We start from the raw sequence: 16,638 nt of genomic DNA, 5'->3' as shown, positions 1-16,638 counted from the left end.
CGAAGGCGCCGCTCAACCGGCAAACGGATCCCACCGATAGCGGTTGAGCGGGATCCGACCATTGACCACCTGCACACCCTCGCGTTGCAGCAGGCGTAGCTGGCGGTTCCAACCGCGTGCATCGAGCGGCAGACTCGAACAGCCCCGCGCATTGACCACGCGGTGCCAAGGCAGCACCGAACCCGCCGGCAGGCTGCCCAGCTGCCGCCCCACCCAGCGTGCGCCGTTCGGGCGACCGATGAGCTTCGCCAACTGGCCGTAGGTGACCACCGTCGCCGGCGGAACCCGGGCGAGCCAGGCGTACAGTTGAAGGTGCACATCGCTCACGTGCTTGATCCTGTCCCCCGCCCGGCCCAGTATCCGGGCATGAGCAGGTCTGGCGACAACGGCTGCTGCAGTCTCTGCGGCCGCCGCACTGAACTCACATTCCACCACCTGGTGCCGCGCAAGGTCCACCGACGTACCTATTTTCGCAAGCATTTCGATCGGCAGGCGCTGTCCGCCGGAATCGAGGTATGCCGCCTCTGCCACACAGGACTGCACCGGCTGTACGATGAAATGACGCTCGCCAGGCGCCTGTGCTCGCTGACGGCACTGCGTGCCGACCCGGCGATACGGCGCCATGTGCAATGGGTACGCAAGCAGCGCGAGTCCAACGCCGGCGCTTGAATCCCCGGACGGCCAGCGGCAGCATGGGACGGACCTTGGCCGTCAACCCTGAACCGAGCACGGCATGAAACCCGACAGCGCCACCGCGATGCAGCAGCTGATCGCACAGATCCGCGCAACCTTTCCGTTCGACCGGCCTCAGGCGCAGGTCTGCGCGGGACCGTGCGAGGGCTGCTCCCTGAAGCTGCTTGAGTTTCTGGCGACCGAAATCGAGACCTGGGAACAGCGGATCACCGCCGGAGAACGGCCCGGCCTGGCGGAACTGTCGCAGTTGCTGCGTACCAGTCGGAAGATCGCGCGGGTGCTCGAGAAGGCCGACCTCATGCGTACCCCGGAACCGGGCGATGCCGGGTAGAATGTCGCGCTGCACCGTACTGACTACCGAACGACCCATCTGATGAATATCCTGATTATCGGCGGCGGCGGCCGCGAACACGCGCTCGCCTGGAAGGCCGCGCAGTCACCCTTGGCAGACCAGGTCTTTGTCGCCCCCGGAAACGCCGGGACAGCACGTGAAGCCAAGTTGCGCAACGTCGCAATCGACGCCGAAGACATCGATCAACTGGTCGCGTTCGCACGCGAGCAAGCCGTCGGGCTCACGATCGTTGGCCCGGAGGCACCCCTGGTGCTTGGTGTAGTGGACGCCTTCACCGCGGCCGGCCTCAAGTGCTTCGGCCCCGGCCAGGGCGCCGCACAGCTCGAGGGCTCGAAGTCGTTCACCAAAGACTTCCTCGCCCGGCACGGTATCCCGACGGCTGCGTATCGCACCTTCACCGACCTGGATGCCGCACTCGCCTATCTGCGGGAACAGGGTGCACCGATCGTCGTCAAGGCTGACGGACTCGCCGCCGGCAAGGGGGTGATCGTCGCAATGGACATGGCGACAGCGGAGTCCGCGGTACGAGACATGCTCGCCGGCAACGCGTTCGGCGAGGCCGGGCACCGCGTGGTGATCGAGGAGTACCTCGAGGGCGAAGAGGCGAGTTTCATCGTGATGGCCGACGGCCGACATGTATTGCCTATGGCCACCAGCCAGGATCACAAGCGGGTGGGCGATGGGGACACCGGGCCCAATACCGGCGGCATGGGCGCCTACTCGCCGGCACCGGTGGTGACCGACACGGTCTACGAACGCATCATGGACCAGGTGATCATGCCGACCGTGCGCGGCATGGCGGACGAGGGACTGCCTTATACCGGCTTTCTGTATGCCGGCCTGATGATCACCCCGGACGGCGTACCAAAGGTAATCGAGTACAACTGCCGGTTCGGCGATCCCGAAACCCAGCCGATCATGTTGCGCCTGCGTTCCGACCTGGTGGCGCACTGCCTCGCCGCGATCGACGGAACCCTGGATACCGAGAAGGCCGACTGGGACCCGCGGAGTGCCGTTGGCGTGGTGTTGGCGGCCGGCGGCTATCCCGGCAGCTACGCAAAAGGCGACCGCATCATCGGCCTGCCCACGGCCGAGATGCCGGACCGCAAGGTGTTCCACGCGGGGACGGCCGAGCGTGACGGCGAGGTGGTAACTGCCGGAGGACGCGTGTTGTGTGCCACCGCACTCGGTGATCATGTCGCCGACGCCCAGGCCGCGGCCTATACCCTGGCGCGCCAGATCGATTGGCACGGCATGTTCTATCGGCACGACATCGGTTTCCGGGCGATCGCCCGTGAACGCACCGGCTGATGGCGATATCGCGTTGCGACTCGGCGGGTTTTCGCATCCTGCTCGGACTCGCACTGCTGACCGCGACCTGGCTGGCCCTGAATCCCCGGCCGGTGGCCCTGCCCCCGATCCCGCAGGCCGACAAATGGGCCCATCTGGCCAGTTACCTGCTACTCGCGTTTCTCGCCGACGCGAGCTGGCCCGCACGTGGCTTCGATGCAACCAAATGGGGCGCGCTGTTGGGGTATGGCCTGTCCATCGAGCTGCTGCAGACCCAGATCGCCACGCGGATGTTCAGCACCGCGGACCTGGTCGCCAACGCCCTGGGCCTGTTGCTCTACGGCCTGTTTCTGCTGCCGTTGCTGAGGCGCCGGGGTATCCGCTAAACCCCAGGCGATGTAGTGCCTTGGACCGCCCCTTGGCGCGCAGAATTCCCCAACCTGGCCCGCATTGAACGGGCCCTGGATACGCGACAGACGGGGGTGACGATGTTGTGGATGCACAAGAAATCGACCGAAATGCCGGGCCCGAAGGACGCACTGCCGGGACGTGCGGATCCGCTGCCGGTCGACGACCGGCATTTCGTCAACGGACATCCGATCAAACCGCCGTTTCCTGAAGGGATGCAGCAAGCCATATTCGGGCTGGGCTGTTTCTGGGGCGCCGAACGCACCTTCTGGAAGCTCGGTGGCGTTTTCACGACCGCAGTCGGCTACGCCGGCGGATACACACCGAATCCGACCTATGACGAAGTCTGCACCGGCCTGACCGGACACAACGAGGTCGTGCTGGTGGTGTTCGATCCGGAACACATCGACTACGCACGGTTGCTGAAGACGTTCTGGGAGGCACACGACCCAACCCAGGGGATGCGCCAGGGCAACGATGTCGGGACCCAGTATCGTTCCGGCATCTATGTCTTTTCCGCCGACCAGCGGGCACTTGCAGAGCACAGCCTTGAGCGCTATCAGTCCGCTCTGGAGCAGCGCGGCCTGTCGCGCATCTCAACCGAGATTCTGGACGCACCGACGTTCTACTATGCCGAGTCCTACCATCAGCAGTACCTGGCGAAGAACCCCGGCGGCTACTGCGGGCTCGGCGGAACAGGGGTATGTCTGCCCGACGCGTAAACCGCGGGCACTGCCGGGAAGGGCTGCCGCCCGGATGGACACGGTTCGTCGCGTCGCACGAGGCGGGTCCTCAGTGGGTGCACACGGCCCAGACCCCCTCGGGTGCGCAGGTCCAGGACAGCGAGGCCAGATCGTGTACGGCGCCGTCGGCGTGCGCCGACCCGGCATCCAGCACTATCACGTCGATCCCCCGCTGATCGATCTCCGCGCTCAGGAATGCCTTGTCATCCGCTGACCAGGCCTCTGCGCGATCGACCAGATCCTGCAAGCGGGCGCGATCGTGCGCCTCGTCGCCGGCGAAATAAGGATGCGCCCAATACAACTCCCTGGAGGCGATGAGCCTGCCCCCCCAGTCGAGCATGGGCAGGATCTCCGCGACCCTGAGGTCCACCAATGCCAAAGCCGTCGGAAACCGATCGCGTAGCGCCGATGCCATTGCCAGGGCGTCCGGATTCAGCTTGTGGACCACCGGCTCCGATGCAAGGCGTTTCGCGGTCGATCCAAGGCTCTGCAACGCAAAGGCCAAGATGAAAAACGGCACCACGACCAGCGAACGGCGGGCCAGGCGCAACCAAACGCCTTCGCCACGGCTCGGACGTTGCACGAGCAGACGAAAGGCACCTGCACCGACCAGCATCACCACCAGTCCTACCGGCATCACCCAATGCCAGCGCCAGCGAACGTTGGATATGCCGGTCAGTGATGCGAGCCATTCCGAGAGCGGATCGTTCAACGCCAACGCGACCAGCACCAGCCACCAGCGGGTCAACTCCAGGGCCCCCGCGCGCTGTTCCCGCATCAGTGCGAACACCGCGAAACCCAGCCAGGTCAGCACCAGGACGATGGCCAGATGGGTGCCATCGCCGAAGAACCAGTAGATCGAGGTGTTGTCGTTCGCCTGGCTGTTGCCGAGGGACGCGCGGGGCAGCTCGCGCATCGCGACGATGCCGACCAGCGACCATGCGGTCATCGCCAGGCTCGGCACCGAGGCGAACGCGAGGCCGATCCCTCCCTGCAGAATATTCCGCCAACGCACCGGGACGAAGCTCAGGTAAGCGACACCCACCACCGCCAGCGCCAGATACAGCGCCGTCGACGTCAGACCGCCGGACGCAATCAGCGCGAGACACACCAGGCCTGCCAACAGCGGCCGCAGGGAATGCAGGTACCCGCGGACCAACCAATACAGCACCGGCACCATGACCGTGACGAAGACGCCCTTGCCCTGGAAGAAGCGTGGCAGGAAGAACATCCCGTTGGAGTGGTTGTAGACCCCCCAGGACACCAGAAACACAATCGCCAGGGCGATGCCTACCCAGGTGGAAAGCCCGAAATACCGGTAGCCCACCAGATACATTGCCAGCGGAATCAGGACCACGAACGACAGCGGCAGCCAGAGATAGTAGGCAGACAGCAGGTCCGCTGCCCCGATCCAGGCGAGGTAGGCCGCCAGCAGTTCCCAGGACTGACCCTTGTTCAGGCGGAAGATGTAGTTGTCGGTGCCCGGAATATCGAAGATCCCGTCCTGTGAAAACAGCGGCAGGTCCGGATACGACAACACCGCGCGGGCGGCACCGAGGAAATGCGTGTCGTCGGCATTGGTCGCATTCGAAAACAGATACAGCAGGGCGCAGCTCAAAGCGACAACCGCGTACACGACGAAACTGAGGTAGTCGGCGCGCCCAGGCGCCGCCTGGCCCCCGCCCGGACCAGCAGCATGCGCGGCCGCGAAATACGCCGCGGCCAGCACCGAGACGAACAGTAACGACCACGGAAGGCCGAAGTCGCCCTGGGTACGCGCAACGACCAGGGCCAGCGCACCCAGCAGCCCCCCCCCGGCAAGCAACAGTGACACCGCACCCAGCAGCCGGTTGCCTGGCCATCGGATGTGTCCCGTGGAAAACCGCTGGAGGTCTGCTTCCAACGCCACCGGCACCGCCTTGCGGGCCAGCCACCAGGCTGTCGGCGGGGCCGCCAGCAGCACAAACGAATAGTGGCCGAATTGGTTCAGGTCCCAGGCCAGCGCCAGTGCCAGCCAGACATACAGGGTCCACAGGCCATACAGGGAGACGACAAAGATCACCGAGAACGCGGCGAACCGATCGAACGCGCAACCCGCTGCCGATGCGCCTTTACCCGTCTGTACCACGCAGTTGTCCTTCCTTTCAAACAGGTCCGTCCGGTTTCACCCGGCCACCGACCGAACCGACCGATGCGACGCCGAGTGTGCGCGACAATCCACCTATCGGTCCACCTCTGCCGCTGTCACCCGGCTCGTATGCGAAAGCACAGTCAACAGCCATCGTGCGGCAACCGGCGACACCGCCTGGGCATCGGGTTCCCACGACGACACGCAATCGGCGCCCTACCGGAACCGGCCGCTCGTCGGCCCGGGTTCTTGGCGATGTGTCCCAACAATGCGAACATGTCGACCCTGCAATCCCGGGCGAAGGTGCCGCCAGCGATTCGATTCACCACGTCCATGGAAGCCAGTTTTATGCCCATCCCGGCCGACCGCCAAGGCGGCGCCGACTCCACCCGGATAGACGCTCGACGGCGGCCGGCAAGGTCCGCGGCAGCCATGTCCATCACCCGCCCCGGAGGCTAACCAAGTGCGCGATGTTCGCCTGCTGCAAGACCTGGTAGCTGATTCGGCAGACCGCCACCCTACGCGACCGGCGCTCCTGCAGAAGTCGGACACCCTGAATTTTTCCGAACTACGCGATCAGATTGACCGATTCGCGCGGGCGATCTGCGCAGCCGGACTGGCGGCCGACGAGCGGGTCGCGATCTACCTGCCCAAGCAGTTCGAGGTCGTCATCAGCCTGTTCGGAACCGCAGCGGCCGGCGGTGTCACGGTGCCGGTCAATCCGCTGCTCAAGCCGCAGCAGGTTGCCTACATCCTGCAGAACTGTAATGTGCGGGTGCTCGTCACCTCGGGTGCACGCGCCAAACAGCTGGCACCGGTACTGGATGAGTGCCGCGACCTCGTGACCGTGGTACTGACCTCAGCGGCCGACGATCTGCCAGAGACGGTCTCGACCCGGTTCACATCATGGCAGGCGTTGATGGATACCCCGCCGCGCCCGGTCCACCCGAGGATCGATACGGACATGGCGGCGATCCTGTATACGTCGGGCAGCACCGGTCTGCCAAAGGGTGTCGTGCTGTCGCACCGCAACATGGTTGAAGCCGCGAAGAGCTCTGCGGAGTTCCTCGGGTTGACCGCCGACGACAGGCTGCTGGCGGTATTGCCGTTGAGCTTCGATTACGGCCTCAGCCAGTTGACCACGGCCTATTCGGCCGGCGGATCTGTGGTCCTGATGGACTACCTCTTCCCGCGCGAGGTGCCCAAGGCGATCGCCAAGTTCGCAGTGACCGGGGTATCGGCCGTGCCACCGATCTGGAACCAGCTCGCAGTGGCCGACTGGCCGGACGAGGCAAGGCAGTCGCTCAGATACATTACGACGTCCGGTGGGGCGGCGCGCAGCACGACGCTCAAGCGGCTCAGGGAACTGCTTCCCAACACGCGCATCTTCCAGATGTACGGCCTGACCGAGGCGTTTCGTTCATCGTACCTTTCGCCGGAAGAGATCGACGAACGCCCGGGATCGGTCGGCAAGGCGCTGCCCAATGTCGAGTTGATGGTGGTGCGTGAAGACGGCTCGCGCTGCGCACCCGACGAACCGGGCGAACTGGTGCACCGCGGCACCCTGGTCGCAATGGGTTACTGGAACGACCCGCAACGCACCAGTGAACGTTTTCGCCCCGCCCCGGGCCAGCCGCCGGGCATCCCCATCCCCGAGATCGCGGTATGGTCGGGCGATCAGATGCGCATGGATGCCGACGGCTACCTGTATTTCGTCAGCCGCAAGGACGAGATGATCAAGACCTCGGGCTACCGGGTGAGCCCGACCGAGGTCGAAGAGGTCGTTTTCGCCTCGGGGTTTGCTGCGGAAGCGGTTGCGCTGGGCGTACCCCACCCGGATCTGGGCCAGGCGATCATCCTGCTGGTGCATCCGGCCGACGGACACGACGTGGACGACGCGACAGTCAGAAAGTTCTGCCAGCAGGAACTGCCGACCTATATGATTCCGGCCCACATCCAGGTCACCGACGACCTGCCGCGCAGCCCCAACGGCAAGATCGATCGCGCCGAACTGACGCGCATGTTTCACGAGTACTTCAGTGCCTGAGGCGCCCTGCCAGCGAGGTCGCACAGGCATGGCCACGCAGGCCCGACCGAGACCGATGTCGAACGGCCACCCGTCTCGCAACAGTGCTCATAGGCGCATCGGGCGTCACGACGGCGGTGCGCGCGAATTGTGGTCCCCGCACGGGCCCAAGGTCTGACAAAATCCCCCTCCGACAGCTCCAACCCTTGAGTGAAGACATGGATTCCTTAACCCTGGCCAAACAGATCCTGATCTCGAACCTTCAGCTGACCAACGTCGAGTTGACGCCGGACACACGCATTGCCGGTGATTTCCCGCAGTTCAACTCGCTGACGATCGCCGGCATCATCGCCTCGATCGAAGACGAGACCGGGTCGACGGTTGACGACGAAGAGATCTCGGCAGAACTGTTCGAGACGGTCGGTTCGCTGGCGGCATTCATCGAATCCAAGTCTTGATGACCGCGGGCACTCCGACCGCGGTGCCATATCCGGCCTTTCTGCAAGGAAACGCAGGTCGCCTGTTCACCCTGCATTTCAAGCCGGATGCGCCCGACAGAGGCGCGATCCTCTGCGTGCCTCCGTTTGGCGAGGAGATGAACCGTACGCGGGCGCTGATGGCCGCACAGGCACGTGCATTCGCCGGGATGGGTTACGGCTGCCTGTTGCTTGATCTGTTTGGTACCGGAGACAGCGGCGGCGATCTGCCCGACGCGACCTGGGAGATCTGGCGCAGCGATGTCGAAAACGCAGCGCGGTGGCTGGCTGATCATTCAGAAGGTCCGATATCGTTGTGGGGCATCCGACTGGGCTGCCTGCTGGCCGCCGAAGTCGCCGCGATGCACCCCGACATGTTCGAACGGCTGCTGTTCTGGCAACCGGTTGCGGACGGCAAGACCTACCTGACGCAGACGTTGCGATTGCGCGTATCCGCGCTCGTCGACCGCAACGAACCGCCTGAAACGACCGCAGAGATGCGTGAACGGCTGGCTGGGGGAGCACTGCTCGAAGTCTCGGGCTATGTCCTTCCGGGGGCGCTGACAGAGGCATTGGATCGCACGCGACTGGTCGATCTGAAGCGCCTCGCGGGACAGCGCGTCGACTGGCTCGAATGCGTGGCGGACGCCGAGCGTCCGTTACCGGGCGGCGCCAGCAAAACACTCGAGCAATTGACCGCCAGCGGCGTCGAAGTGCAGGCCCACGCAGTCGTGGCCCCCCAACTATGGACACTGCACAAGCAGGCAAAGGCCGACGGCTTGCTGCACGCCACCTCGGCGCTGTTTTCGGAAAGAGCAGGCGATGAACGCTGACGAGATTGCAACGACCTTCCCCTGTGCCGGCGAGACACTGGTCGGCATCGTACACCTCCCCGAAAGACCGGGCCCACTGGGCCTGCTCTGTATCATCGCGGGCGGCCCCCAATACCGCATCGGCTGCTGCCGACAACAGGTGCAGTTGGGGCGCGAACTTGCCAGCAGGGGTGTCGCCGTGATGCGCTTCGACTTTCGTGGCTCGGGCGACGCGAGCGGCACGGACCCCGGCCTGGACCGATCCGAGGATATCAATGCGGCGATCGATGCATTTCTGCAGCGGGCCCCGCAGGTAGAACGGGTGGTACTTTACGGTGGTTGCGACGGTGCATCGGCGATTGCAATCGGCGGCTGGCGACATCCGGCGGTTGCGGCCTGGGTCCTGAACAACCCGTACACCCAGGTCGAAGAGGTCCGGGCCAAAGTCATGATCAAGCACTACTATCGAAGCAGGCTGTTTTCCAAGCAACTGTGGCGCAAGATACTCCGTCTCGAATTCGACTTCGCAAAATCACTGTCCGGGCTGACACAGAATCTGCGCAAGGCGCGCGGCGCAGCTGGTGAGCGGAACACGGGCGATGCCGATCCATTCGCGCCTTCGCGGCCCTTCACCCAGCGCATGCTGGAGGGATGGAAGCGTTTCGACGGCCGGGTCCTTGTGCTGATCGGCGGGCGCAGTCTGGTAGCCAAGGAATTCGACGAATGTGTGGCGGCTTCCAAGGAATGGCAGGCCGTGGTGCGCAGCGACAAAGTCACCCGACATGTGCTGCCGAACGCCGACCATACATTTTCCGAGACCCAGTCCAGGGTAGAGCTGTTCAAGGCACTCGCCGATTGGTTTGGACAATTGGGCGCCACGCGGCAGTGATCGCACGCTCGACGGTGGTGGCGACACCGCCAGCGTCGAATCGCGCTTGCCCTGTTTCCCAGGCCTATTCGGAACCGAGACGAAACGCGGTGTCGCTCAAACGCAGCAGGCACGCCCGACATTCGTCGTAAACCGCTTCGGCCTGTTCGAGAAGTGCCGGACTGAAGCCCTCGATCGAAGGGGGGCGCGTCGCCTGGGCGATTTTTCCCGATTTGATCTTGTCGGAGCTGTCTCCGGCGCGCGGCTTGCCGGTGTTCTCGAACAGCTGATACTCGGTAGTTAACGGAGAAGCCAGGTGTAGCCAGGCACTCAGATCTCCGAGCACCTGCTCCGGCTCATCGACCAGCGCCTCGGCATCGAGATAGTAGAACCTACCCGCCAGACGCTCCGCCAAGCGACAAAGTCCGGACAACCGTTCCACATAGTAGGCCTGCGCCCGGTCAGGATGGGTGTAGGGGTGCTCGGGGTCGACCTTCCTGTACAGCTGAACGATGCTGCTGATCGTACTGGCCGGTTTGCGCAATGCGAACAGCGCCCGCACCGAGTCCCTGGAGAGTATCTCCGGCGCAACCGTCAGTTCGTTGTGCAGGATCTTGTCGAACATGAAACCGGATGCCGGCTTGACGTCGTGTGTACCGAGGTAAAGGAGCTTCTGCCGCCACAGGCTTTTCCAGCTGTAGTAGCCGATCTGCATCTCATAGTAACCCTCGATCTGCGGGTGACTGCCGAGAATGTGCCCGAACAGACTGGTATAGGCGCGCATATGGCTGAACAGAAAGATGTTGCGATGCCCGACCAGGTGTTTCGGATTACGCAGAAGCGCCGTCAGAAAGCGATGAACAGACACGTCCACCTCACCGACCGCAGGGTGAAAACGGAATGAGACGCGAGCGATTCACCGCTACCCGGCCCGCCCGCGCAGAGGGAAAGTGATGGATCATTTTTCTGAAAACAGACTCTTCACGGCGCATAGGGAGGTGAACCCGAACCATTTGAGAGTCGGCCCCGCACCCAGCGCCTGGGCCGCATAGTAGAGCGCGTTTCGCCAGCTGCCGGACTCCGCCAGATCGCTGGCGATCTTCTTCAGCGCATGTGCCTTGTGCAGCCTGCCATGCGCGCGGATCAGCGGGTCTTTCGCGAACAACGCCGCCTTATCGAGCACGCGCAGCTGGTACAAACGTCGCTGAATCTGATTGAGCGATGTGGTCATGCTGGTTGCCTTGGCCGGGTCGGGGACATTGTGTCGTGAGACGACCGCAGGATGATGCAGCGTAAGTGCGCTGTCGTCGATCAGTCGCAGGTACACGTCGCGATCACACTCCCAGCGGATACCCTCGTCCATGCCGCCGATTCGATCGTACAACGATCGCCGCACGATGAAGCAATTGAGATGACAAAACCCGTTCGTCTGCATCAGATCCGTGATACCGACCTGGAAACTGCCATCGGCGGCCGGCTGCCTGCCCCGCGCAAGGAGTTCGGCCTCCAGGCCTTCGAGCCAGACCGGTCCGTCCAGTTTGACACCGACCCGATAGGCGTGTTGATTGGCCATGTAGAGATCGGCACCTGCACCGGTTTCACCGGCCTTTGCGATGACCAGGGCGGCGCGTGCCAGGTGGCCCTCGTCCACCCACTCGTCGTCATCGTCGAGGAAACCGACATATTCTCCGGTGGCATGCGCGACGCCGAAGTTCAGGGAGTAACTCTGGCCATGTCCGTTTGGTCGATGTACCAGGTAGTGGTGCTTGAGACGGTCACCGAGGACCGCTCGTGCGCGGCCCAGTGCAAGTTCGTACGCCGGCAGGTACGTCTCACCGGAACCGTCATTGACGACGATCACTTCGACGTCAGACGTCGTCTGGGCGACTACCGAGTCGAGCGCGACACCGAACAACTCGGGCCGATCGCGGGTAGCCAGTATGATCGAGAACATCGGCATTTCGGGGACAACCTCCCTACAGCGACGCGGCCAGGCGATCGACACTGGCCACGACCAACTCGGCACATGCTTCGTACACCTCGCGCGGCTGGCCGTAGGGGTCGGCGATCTCGACCGCCGAATCCTGTTGCGACGCCCCGGCGTTGAGCAAAAACGTCTTGCCGCACGCCTCCGGGTAACGCTCACACAACTGCTGCTTGTGTTTCAGTTCCATCACAAAGATCACGTCGCTGCCGTGGACCATCTGGTCGTTGAGCGTCCGAGAAAGCGAGGCACCCAAATCGAGCCCCCTGCTCGCCGCCACATCTACCATCACCGGATCGGCAGGACGGCCCTCGACTTGATGGAAACCGGCGGAAACGGCCTCGACCCTCTCCGCCGGCACCCGTTTTCTGAAGTATGACTCGGCCAGAGCGCTTCGATTGATGTTGCCGTAGCACACGAACAACACCTGGCCGGCGTCGCGCAGCAGCTCGTCCACGGTCCCTTTGCGCCAGGCCTGCCGCTCGCGGGCAGCGGCGCGACGATCGTTCACCAGGTTGACTGCCCGGGAGAACTGGCGCGATACGATGCGCTGTAGATCGACTAGGCCTGGCCGGATATCCCGCCACTGCTGGACGTCAAAGTAGTGATTCCAGGAAAAAATCCGCAGCCAGTCACGGAACATCTCGCGCCCCGTTGGAAAGCGCACGAGCTGCGCCGGTGCCTCGCGCCGAAACACCAATTCATGCCAGTACAGGTCGCTCGACAGCTTGCGGCAGTAGACACCGGGCTTCGCCTCCAAGCGTGGCGCCACACGCCCGTGGCGGTACAACTCGTACAGCATCGCCGGAAAATCCGCGCCGGCTGCCACCGCCAGCGGCAATGATCCCCAAAAACGACCGTTGATCTCCATCAGGGCGAAGCGGCGATTGATCGGGTTCCACTTGAACTCGACCATCGCCACACCGTGCCATGACATCGCCTTCATCAGGCTCTTCGAGGCACGCAGCAGTTCCGGGGCCACGGCCTCGCTGACGCGCAGGCTGCTGCCACCACCTGTCAATGGCATCTCGTGCAACCGACGGTGCTGGAACGAGAACACGGTATTGCCGTGAGCTGCGATCAATTCAATGCCGACCCCTTCGCCAAGGACATACTCCTGAAGCAACACCGGCCCGTAGCGAAAGTAATGCTGCAGCTTGTTTTCCAGATCGGTCTCGTCGAACGCATATTCGACCCGCAACTGCATGCGGTGCGAATCGTTTTCGCCGATCGAGTGTGACGGCTTGATGACAACCGGAAACTGCAGCGGACCGATTCCGGCACGCAGCTGCTCGTGCCCTTCGACATAGACGGTCTTCGGCGTGGGTATGCCGAGCTGCTTCGCCAGCTGAATCGTTTTGTTCTTATCCAGCGCGATATTCAACGACTCCGCGGCCGCCACCGCGATCCGGTCACCACCCGGTAGCGAGGCGAGTGCCGCCATCGGTACCACCGTGCGCTCGGTCACCGGGACAATCAGATCGTAGTCTTGCTCTGCTATGACCTGCTTGCACCAACCCAGGAACGCCTGTTCCTCCGTCAATGGATCGGGATAGGTCAGCGTGCGTTCGACGTGACGGGAATAGCCGGCCAGCGGCTTGGCTTCGTGGGCGGCCACCACAATCCTGAGGCCCAGCCTGCCGAGCGAACGAGCGATGGTAAGCGCCGGCACCATATCGCCGTCCAACACCAGAACGGCGTCACCACGCCCAGCGACATCTTTAGACACGCCTCTCAGCCTCGCGTGGTCTCAACGGTCCGCAAAGGCGTCGCACGCAAAATCGACAGTTGCATCGGAATCATCTTGCTACCGCTGCGAACGCGGCTCTGCTGCCACCCCGGACCGAGGTCAGAACCGTCATTATCGACGATTCCGCCCGGGCGGAGAATCCCGCGCAGGCCACGATGTGATGTCGGATCGCCCGAACTGCGTGGCCAGTCGCCCCTGTGGCGCCAGTCTGTCAGAATCGCCGATCCCATGCCACAGCCACCCGGCGACCATGTGACGCCCGACCCGGCTGGCGGGAACGGGTGACCAATTGGATTCGCCGTCCCCGCATTCGAAGCCCCAAGGACGGACCCAAGGCAACCCGGCCTGCGATCAAGTATCCTTGCGCTGGGCCGAAAACCTGCTTGCTTGTCTGGCCACTCCGTTCCGAGCAGGTGGTCATCGACGCGTGGCGGGTGCCGCGCCGGTTATCCACGTTGCGAGGCCGCGATGTTTACTTCTCTGAGAATCAGACTGCCGAAAAAATGGTTTGATCTGAACGCCCGCCCGATTCTCCACACCGCGCCAATCAAGTGCGACGGTGGCAGAAACCTTGTTTTCTTGAGTCAACTCCACCATCCCGACGTGCTGATGTACCTGGTTGCCGCGAAGTCGTTTGCACGCTTCATCCAACCCCGCGAGTTCGTGATCGTCGACGACGGCCTGCTGGACCGCGATCGCGACCTTCTCCAACGGCACTTCGAACGCATCAGGTTTCTCAGCAGCCGATCGGTCGATGCCGGCGTCTGCCCGCGAGGCGGCTGCTGGGAGAGACTCCTCAGCATCAGCGATATCAACGGGTCGGACTACGTCGTACAACTGGACGCCGACACAGTGACCCTGAACGAACCCACGGAAGTGATAGAGCACATCGACGCGGGTAGATCCTTTACGCTCGGGACACCGGGGGGCGAGTCCATTGTGTCGACCGAGGAAACCAGCCGGATTGCGAGCACCTGGACGAGCTCCCACGTCCAGGTGCTGAGCGAACGGGCGATGGTGGATCTCCCTCGACACCTGGGCGACCGGTACGTACACGGCTGTGCGGGCTTCACGGGCTTCCGCCCAGGCAGCCTGCCCAGAATCAAGATCGACGAGTTTTCGGGTGAAATGAGTAAACTGCTCGGCACGGCCAAATGGTCGGAATGGGGCAGCGAGCAGGTTACGTCGAATTTTCTCGTTGCGAACGATCCGGGCGCCGCGGTATTGCCAATCGACCGTTATCCTTTCTGGAAGGCCGGCAAAGACATATCGTCAGCCGCATTGGTGCATTTCTTCGGTACGCATCGTTTTGAAGAAGGCCGCTACATCAAGTCTGCGAAACAGGTCATCGATGCCCTGAATGACGGACTCTCGCCAACCCGCCAGCTTTCCTCTGGCTGAGGCGAACGAGCCCTCGGATGCAGGCCATTGGCCGCACAGGCCACGTCAGGCAGTTGTCGTCAAAGGTGATGGTAATGATGCGTTTTGAGAGACCATGTCCGTGGTCCGCAGTGGCGCCGCCGGCTCCCTGGCCCAGGCACCAGAGCGGCACCGGAAGATGAAAGATCAGGTGCCCCAGGATTTCGGCAGGCAAATGCTGTCGAGTGTCCGCTGGGTGCTCGCGCTGCGCTCGGTGGCCCAGCTGTTCACCTGGCTCAGCACGCTGATTGTCGTACGTTTCCTGACACCGGACGACTACGGCCTGAACGCCATGCTCGAGGCCCCGCTCGAGATCATGATGCTGGTCTGCACACTTGGCATCGATGCGGCGCTGGTTCGTCGCCCGGCCGATCGCCATGAGGACATTCAGGCGGCTTTTGGCTGGCTGATCATCGTCAACGGTGTGCTGTTCACGACCTACTTTTTCGGTGCCCCTCTGATAGCGGATTACTTCGACGAGGCGCGCCTCGAGCCGATCGCACGCACGCTTTCGTTTTTGTTCTTTCTGGTGCCCCTCCGGGCGATCCCGAACGCCCTACTGGACCGGGAACTCAAGTTCAAAAGCAAGGCGCTGGTGGAATTGATTGCGGCAGTCATTGCCGCGATTGTGACATTAACACTCGCAGTGCAAGGCACCGGCGTATGGGCACTGGTCATCGGTTACCTCACGAACAAGGTGCTTTCCGCGGTGGGCCTGATGGTGGTGCACCCCTGGCTGGTATGGCCCAAGTTCGGCGTGCCCATCGGCGAAATGCTGAAGTTCGGAGGGCTATTGACCCTTGCCAGCATCCTCACGCTGATCGCCGACAGGCTCGTCAGTATCATCGCGGGCCCAACCATAGGTCCTGACCTGCTTGGCGTGTATGCAGTTGCCATACACATATCGCTGATTCCAATTTCCAAGACCATGCCGATCATCGGCCCGATTCTGTTTCCGACGTTCGCGCGCATACAAGACGACCGCGATATGACGGCACGCTACTTCGTCAAGATCGTCAGCATCACTTACGTGCTGTTTCTGCCCATCGTCGTCGGTCTCGCCATCACCGCCGAGGAAACGGTACCGTTGGTTTTCGGCGAAGCGTGGGCGAGTCTGCCCCTGCCATTGGCCCTCATCTGCATCGCGATGCCATTCCGGTTGATCTCCCAGCTCGTCAGACCCATGGTCAGCGGCCTCGGACGGGCGGACATCCCGGTCGCCGGGAGCGCGACAAGGCTTGTCGTCCTGATCCCCCTGGTGCTGATCGCTCAGCAACACGGACTGGTCGCGCTCGCCGCGATTTGGCTGATCGTGGAACCCATCGTTGCCGTCACCGTCTTGCGCATGGCAAGCAAAGAAATCGGATTGCATCTGGCGGCTGTGATTCGCGGCATACTCCCGGCGTTCGCATCGGCCACAGCGATGGGTTTGGGAGTCTTGTTGATGAAGAGCGTCGTGAATGTGAACGCGGTGGCACTGTTGGTCCTGGAGATCCTGATCGGCGCATCGCTGTATCTGGCGGTCATGAAGCTCGCGTTTCGTGACACCTTCGCCTCGACATTTGAGGTACTGTTCAGCAGATCCCGCGCAAATGGGGCCTCTCAATCCACGCAAGGCGCAGAGACCTAGCTGGTCACTGCTGCAGATCGACCGGTATGACCGACGATTCCCGCTCTACGCAGTCAAAA

The 16,638-nt window shown here is 63.0% G+C and carries 16 protein-coding genes; 11 read left to right on the top strand and 5 right to left on the bottom strand.

Going from position 1 to position 16,638, the window contains the following annotated elements:
- Positions 1-12: 12 nt before the first annotated feature.
- On the bottom strand, positions 13-480 hold the full coding sequence (locus H6955_17435; protein ID MCP5315345.1) for an MGMT family protein: 468 nt from the start codon (positions 478-480) through the stop codon (positions 13-15).
- Here H6955_17435 and H6955_17430 point away from each other — a divergent pair.
- The 5 genes from H6955_17430 (at position 367) to msrA (ending at position 3,465) form a co-directional block, all read left to right on the top strand.
- Positions 367-669: a hypothetical protein gene (locus tag H6955_17430; GenBank protein ID MCP5315344.1), complete on the top strand. Its 303-nt coding sequence runs from the start codon at positions 367-369 to the stop codon at positions 667-669. The genes H6955_17435 and H6955_17430 overlap by 114 nt on opposite strands.
- A 64-nt stretch (positions 670-733) precedes the next feature.
- On the top strand, positions 734-1,024 hold the full coding sequence (locus tag H6955_17425) for a hypothetical protein (protein MCP5315343.1): 291 nt from the start codon (positions 734-736) through the stop codon (positions 1,022-1,024).
- 42 nt (positions 1,025-1,066) lie between these two features.
- A complete protein-coding gene (gene purD / locus H6955_17420) occupies positions 1,067-2,356 on the top strand; it encodes a phosphoribosylamine--glycine ligase (GenBank protein MCP5315342.1) in 1,290 nt (429 codons plus the stop codon).
- Positions 2,356-2,721, top strand: coding sequence for a VanZ family protein (vanZ, locus tag H6955_17415; protein ID MCP5315341.1), 366 nt, complete (start codon positions 2,356-2,358; stop codon positions 2,719-2,721). Before purD ends, vanZ begins: the two co-directional genes overlap by 1 nt.
- 102 nt (positions 2,722-2,823) lie before the next feature.
- Positions 2,824-3,465, top strand: a complete 642-nt coding sequence (gene msrA / locus H6955_17410; protein MCP5315340.1) for a peptide-methionine (S)-S-oxide reductase MsrA — start codon at positions 2,824-2,826, stop codon at positions 3,463-3,465.
- A gap of 70 nt (positions 3,466-3,535) precedes the next feature.
- Here the strand turns inward: msrA and H6955_17405 are convergent, their stop codons facing one another.
- Positions 3,536-5,614, bottom strand: coding sequence for a hypothetical protein (locus tag H6955_17405; GenBank protein ID MCP5315339.1), 2,079 nt, complete (start codon positions 5,612-5,614; stop codon positions 3,536-3,538).
- A 463-nt stretch (positions 5,615-6,077) separates the two neighbouring features.
- On the opposite strand from H6955_17405, the gene H6955_17400 reads away from it, so the two are divergent.
- From H6955_17400 to H6955_17385, 4 genes are all read left to right on the top strand, one after another.
- Positions 6,078-7,661 (top strand): acyl-CoA ligase (AMP-forming), exosortase A system-associated, encoded by a 1,584-nt coding sequence (locus H6955_17400; GenBank protein MCP5315338.1) that lies wholly within the window; start codon positions 6,078-6,080, stop codon positions 7,659-7,661.
- A gap of 197 nt (positions 7,662-7,858) precedes the next feature.
- Positions 7,859-8,098: an acyl carrier protein gene (locus tag H6955_17395; protein ID MCP5315337.1), complete on the top strand. Its 240-nt coding sequence runs from the start codon at positions 7,859-7,861 to the stop codon at positions 8,096-8,098.
- Positions 8,098-8,949, top strand: coding sequence for a hydrolase 2, exosortase A system-associated (locus H6955_17390; GenBank protein ID MCP5315336.1), 852 nt, complete (start codon positions 8,098-8,100; stop codon positions 8,947-8,949). The genes H6955_17395 and H6955_17390 overlap by 1 nt, the downstream gene beginning before the upstream one ends.
- Positions 8,939-9,817 (top strand): hydrolase 1, exosortase A system-associated, encoded by an 879-nt coding sequence (locus H6955_17385; protein MCP5315335.1) that lies wholly within the window; start codon positions 8,939-8,941, stop codon positions 9,815-9,817. Before H6955_17390 ends, H6955_17385 begins: the two co-directional genes overlap by 11 nt.
- A gap of 64 nt (positions 9,818-9,881) precedes the next feature.
- On the opposite strand, the gene H6955_17380 is transcribed toward H6955_17385, so the two are convergent.
- From H6955_17380 to H6955_17370, 3 genes are all read right to left on the bottom strand, one after another.
- Positions 9,882-10,664: a hypothetical protein gene (locus H6955_17380; GenBank protein ID MCP5315334.1), complete on the bottom strand. Its 783-nt coding sequence runs from the start codon at positions 10,662-10,664 to the stop codon at positions 9,882-9,884.
- Between the two features lie 90 nt (positions 10,665-10,754).
- Entirely contained in the window at positions 10,755-11,750 is a 996-nt protein-coding gene (locus tag H6955_17375) for a glycosyltransferase family 2 protein (GenBank protein ID MCP5315333.1), read from the bottom strand.
- Between the two features lie 22 nt (positions 11,751-11,772).
- Positions 11,773-13,509 (bottom strand): ATP-grasp domain-containing protein, encoded by a 1,737-nt coding sequence (locus H6955_17370; GenBank protein MCP5315332.1) that lies wholly within the window; start codon positions 13,507-13,509, stop codon positions 11,773-11,775.
- A 489-nt stretch (positions 13,510-13,998) separates the two neighbouring features.
- On the opposite strand from H6955_17370, the gene H6955_17365 reads away from it, so the two are divergent.
- Together H6955_17365 and H6955_17360 are read left to right on the top strand one after the other, a co-directional pair.
- Entirely contained in the window at positions 13,999-14,931 is a 933-nt protein-coding gene (locus H6955_17365; protein ID MCP5315331.1) for a hypothetical protein, read from the top strand.
- 94 nt (positions 14,932-15,025) lie between these two features.
- Entirely contained in the window at positions 15,026-16,579 is a 1,554-nt protein-coding gene (locus H6955_17360; GenBank protein MCP5315330.1) for a lipopolysaccharide biosynthesis protein, read from the top strand.
- Positions 16,580-16,638 lie beyond the last annotated feature (59 nt).

It is taken from the genome of Chromatiaceae bacterium (assembly GCA_024235395.1).
Classification (GTDB): Bacteria; Pseudomonadota; Gammaproteobacteria; order Chromatiales; family Chromatiaceae; genus Thiosocius.
Note: the sequence above shows the minus strand (reverse complement) of the source record. Positions and strands in the feature narration are given on the sequence as shown.

Bases quoted from the DNA above. Each gene is read 5' to 3' on its own strand.
- H6955_17435 (MCP5315345.1), bottom strand. From the start codon at position 480: ATGCTTGCGAAAATAGGTACGTCGGTGGACCTTGCGCGGCACCAGGTG.
- vanZ (MCP5315341.1), top strand. From the start codon at position 2,356: ATGGCGATATCGCGTTGCGACTCGGCGGGTTTTCGCATCCTGCTCGGA.
- H6955_17390 (MCP5315336.1), top strand. From the start codon at position 8,098: ATGACCGCGGGCACTCCGACCGCGGTGCCATATCCGGCCTTTCTGCAA.
- msrA (MCP5315340.1), top strand. From the start codon at position 2,824: ATGTTGTGGATGCACAAGAAATCGACCGAAATGCCGGGCCCGAAGGAC.
- H6955_17395 (MCP5315337.1), top strand. From the start codon at position 7,859: ATGGATTCCTTAACCCTGGCCAAACAGATCCTGATCTCGAACCTTCAG.
- H6955_17430 (MCP5315344.1), top strand. From the start codon at position 367: ATGAGCAGGTCTGGCGACAACGGCTGCTGCAGTCTCTGCGGCCGCCGC.
- H6955_17365 (MCP5315331.1), top strand. From the start codon at position 13,999: ATGTTTACTTCTCTGAGAATCAGACTGCCGAAAAAATGGTTTGATCTG.
- purD (MCP5315342.1), top strand. From the start codon at position 1,067: ATGAATATCCTGATTATCGGCGGCGGCGGCCGCGAACACGCGCTCGCC.
- H6955_17425 (MCP5315343.1), top strand. From the start codon at position 734: ATGAAACCCGACAGCGCCACCGCGATGCAGCAGCTGATCGCACAGATC.
- H6955_17360 (MCP5315330.1), top strand. From the start codon at position 15,026: ATGTCCGTGGTCCGCAGTGGCGCCGCCGGCTCCCTGGCCCAGGCACCA.
- H6955_17375 (MCP5315333.1), bottom strand. From the start codon at position 11,750: ATGTTCTCGATCATACTGGCTACCCGCGATCGGCCCGAGTTGTTCGGT.
- H6955_17385 (MCP5315335.1), top strand. From the start codon at position 8,939: ATGAACGCTGACGAGATTGCAACGACCTTCCCCTGTGCCGGCGAGACA.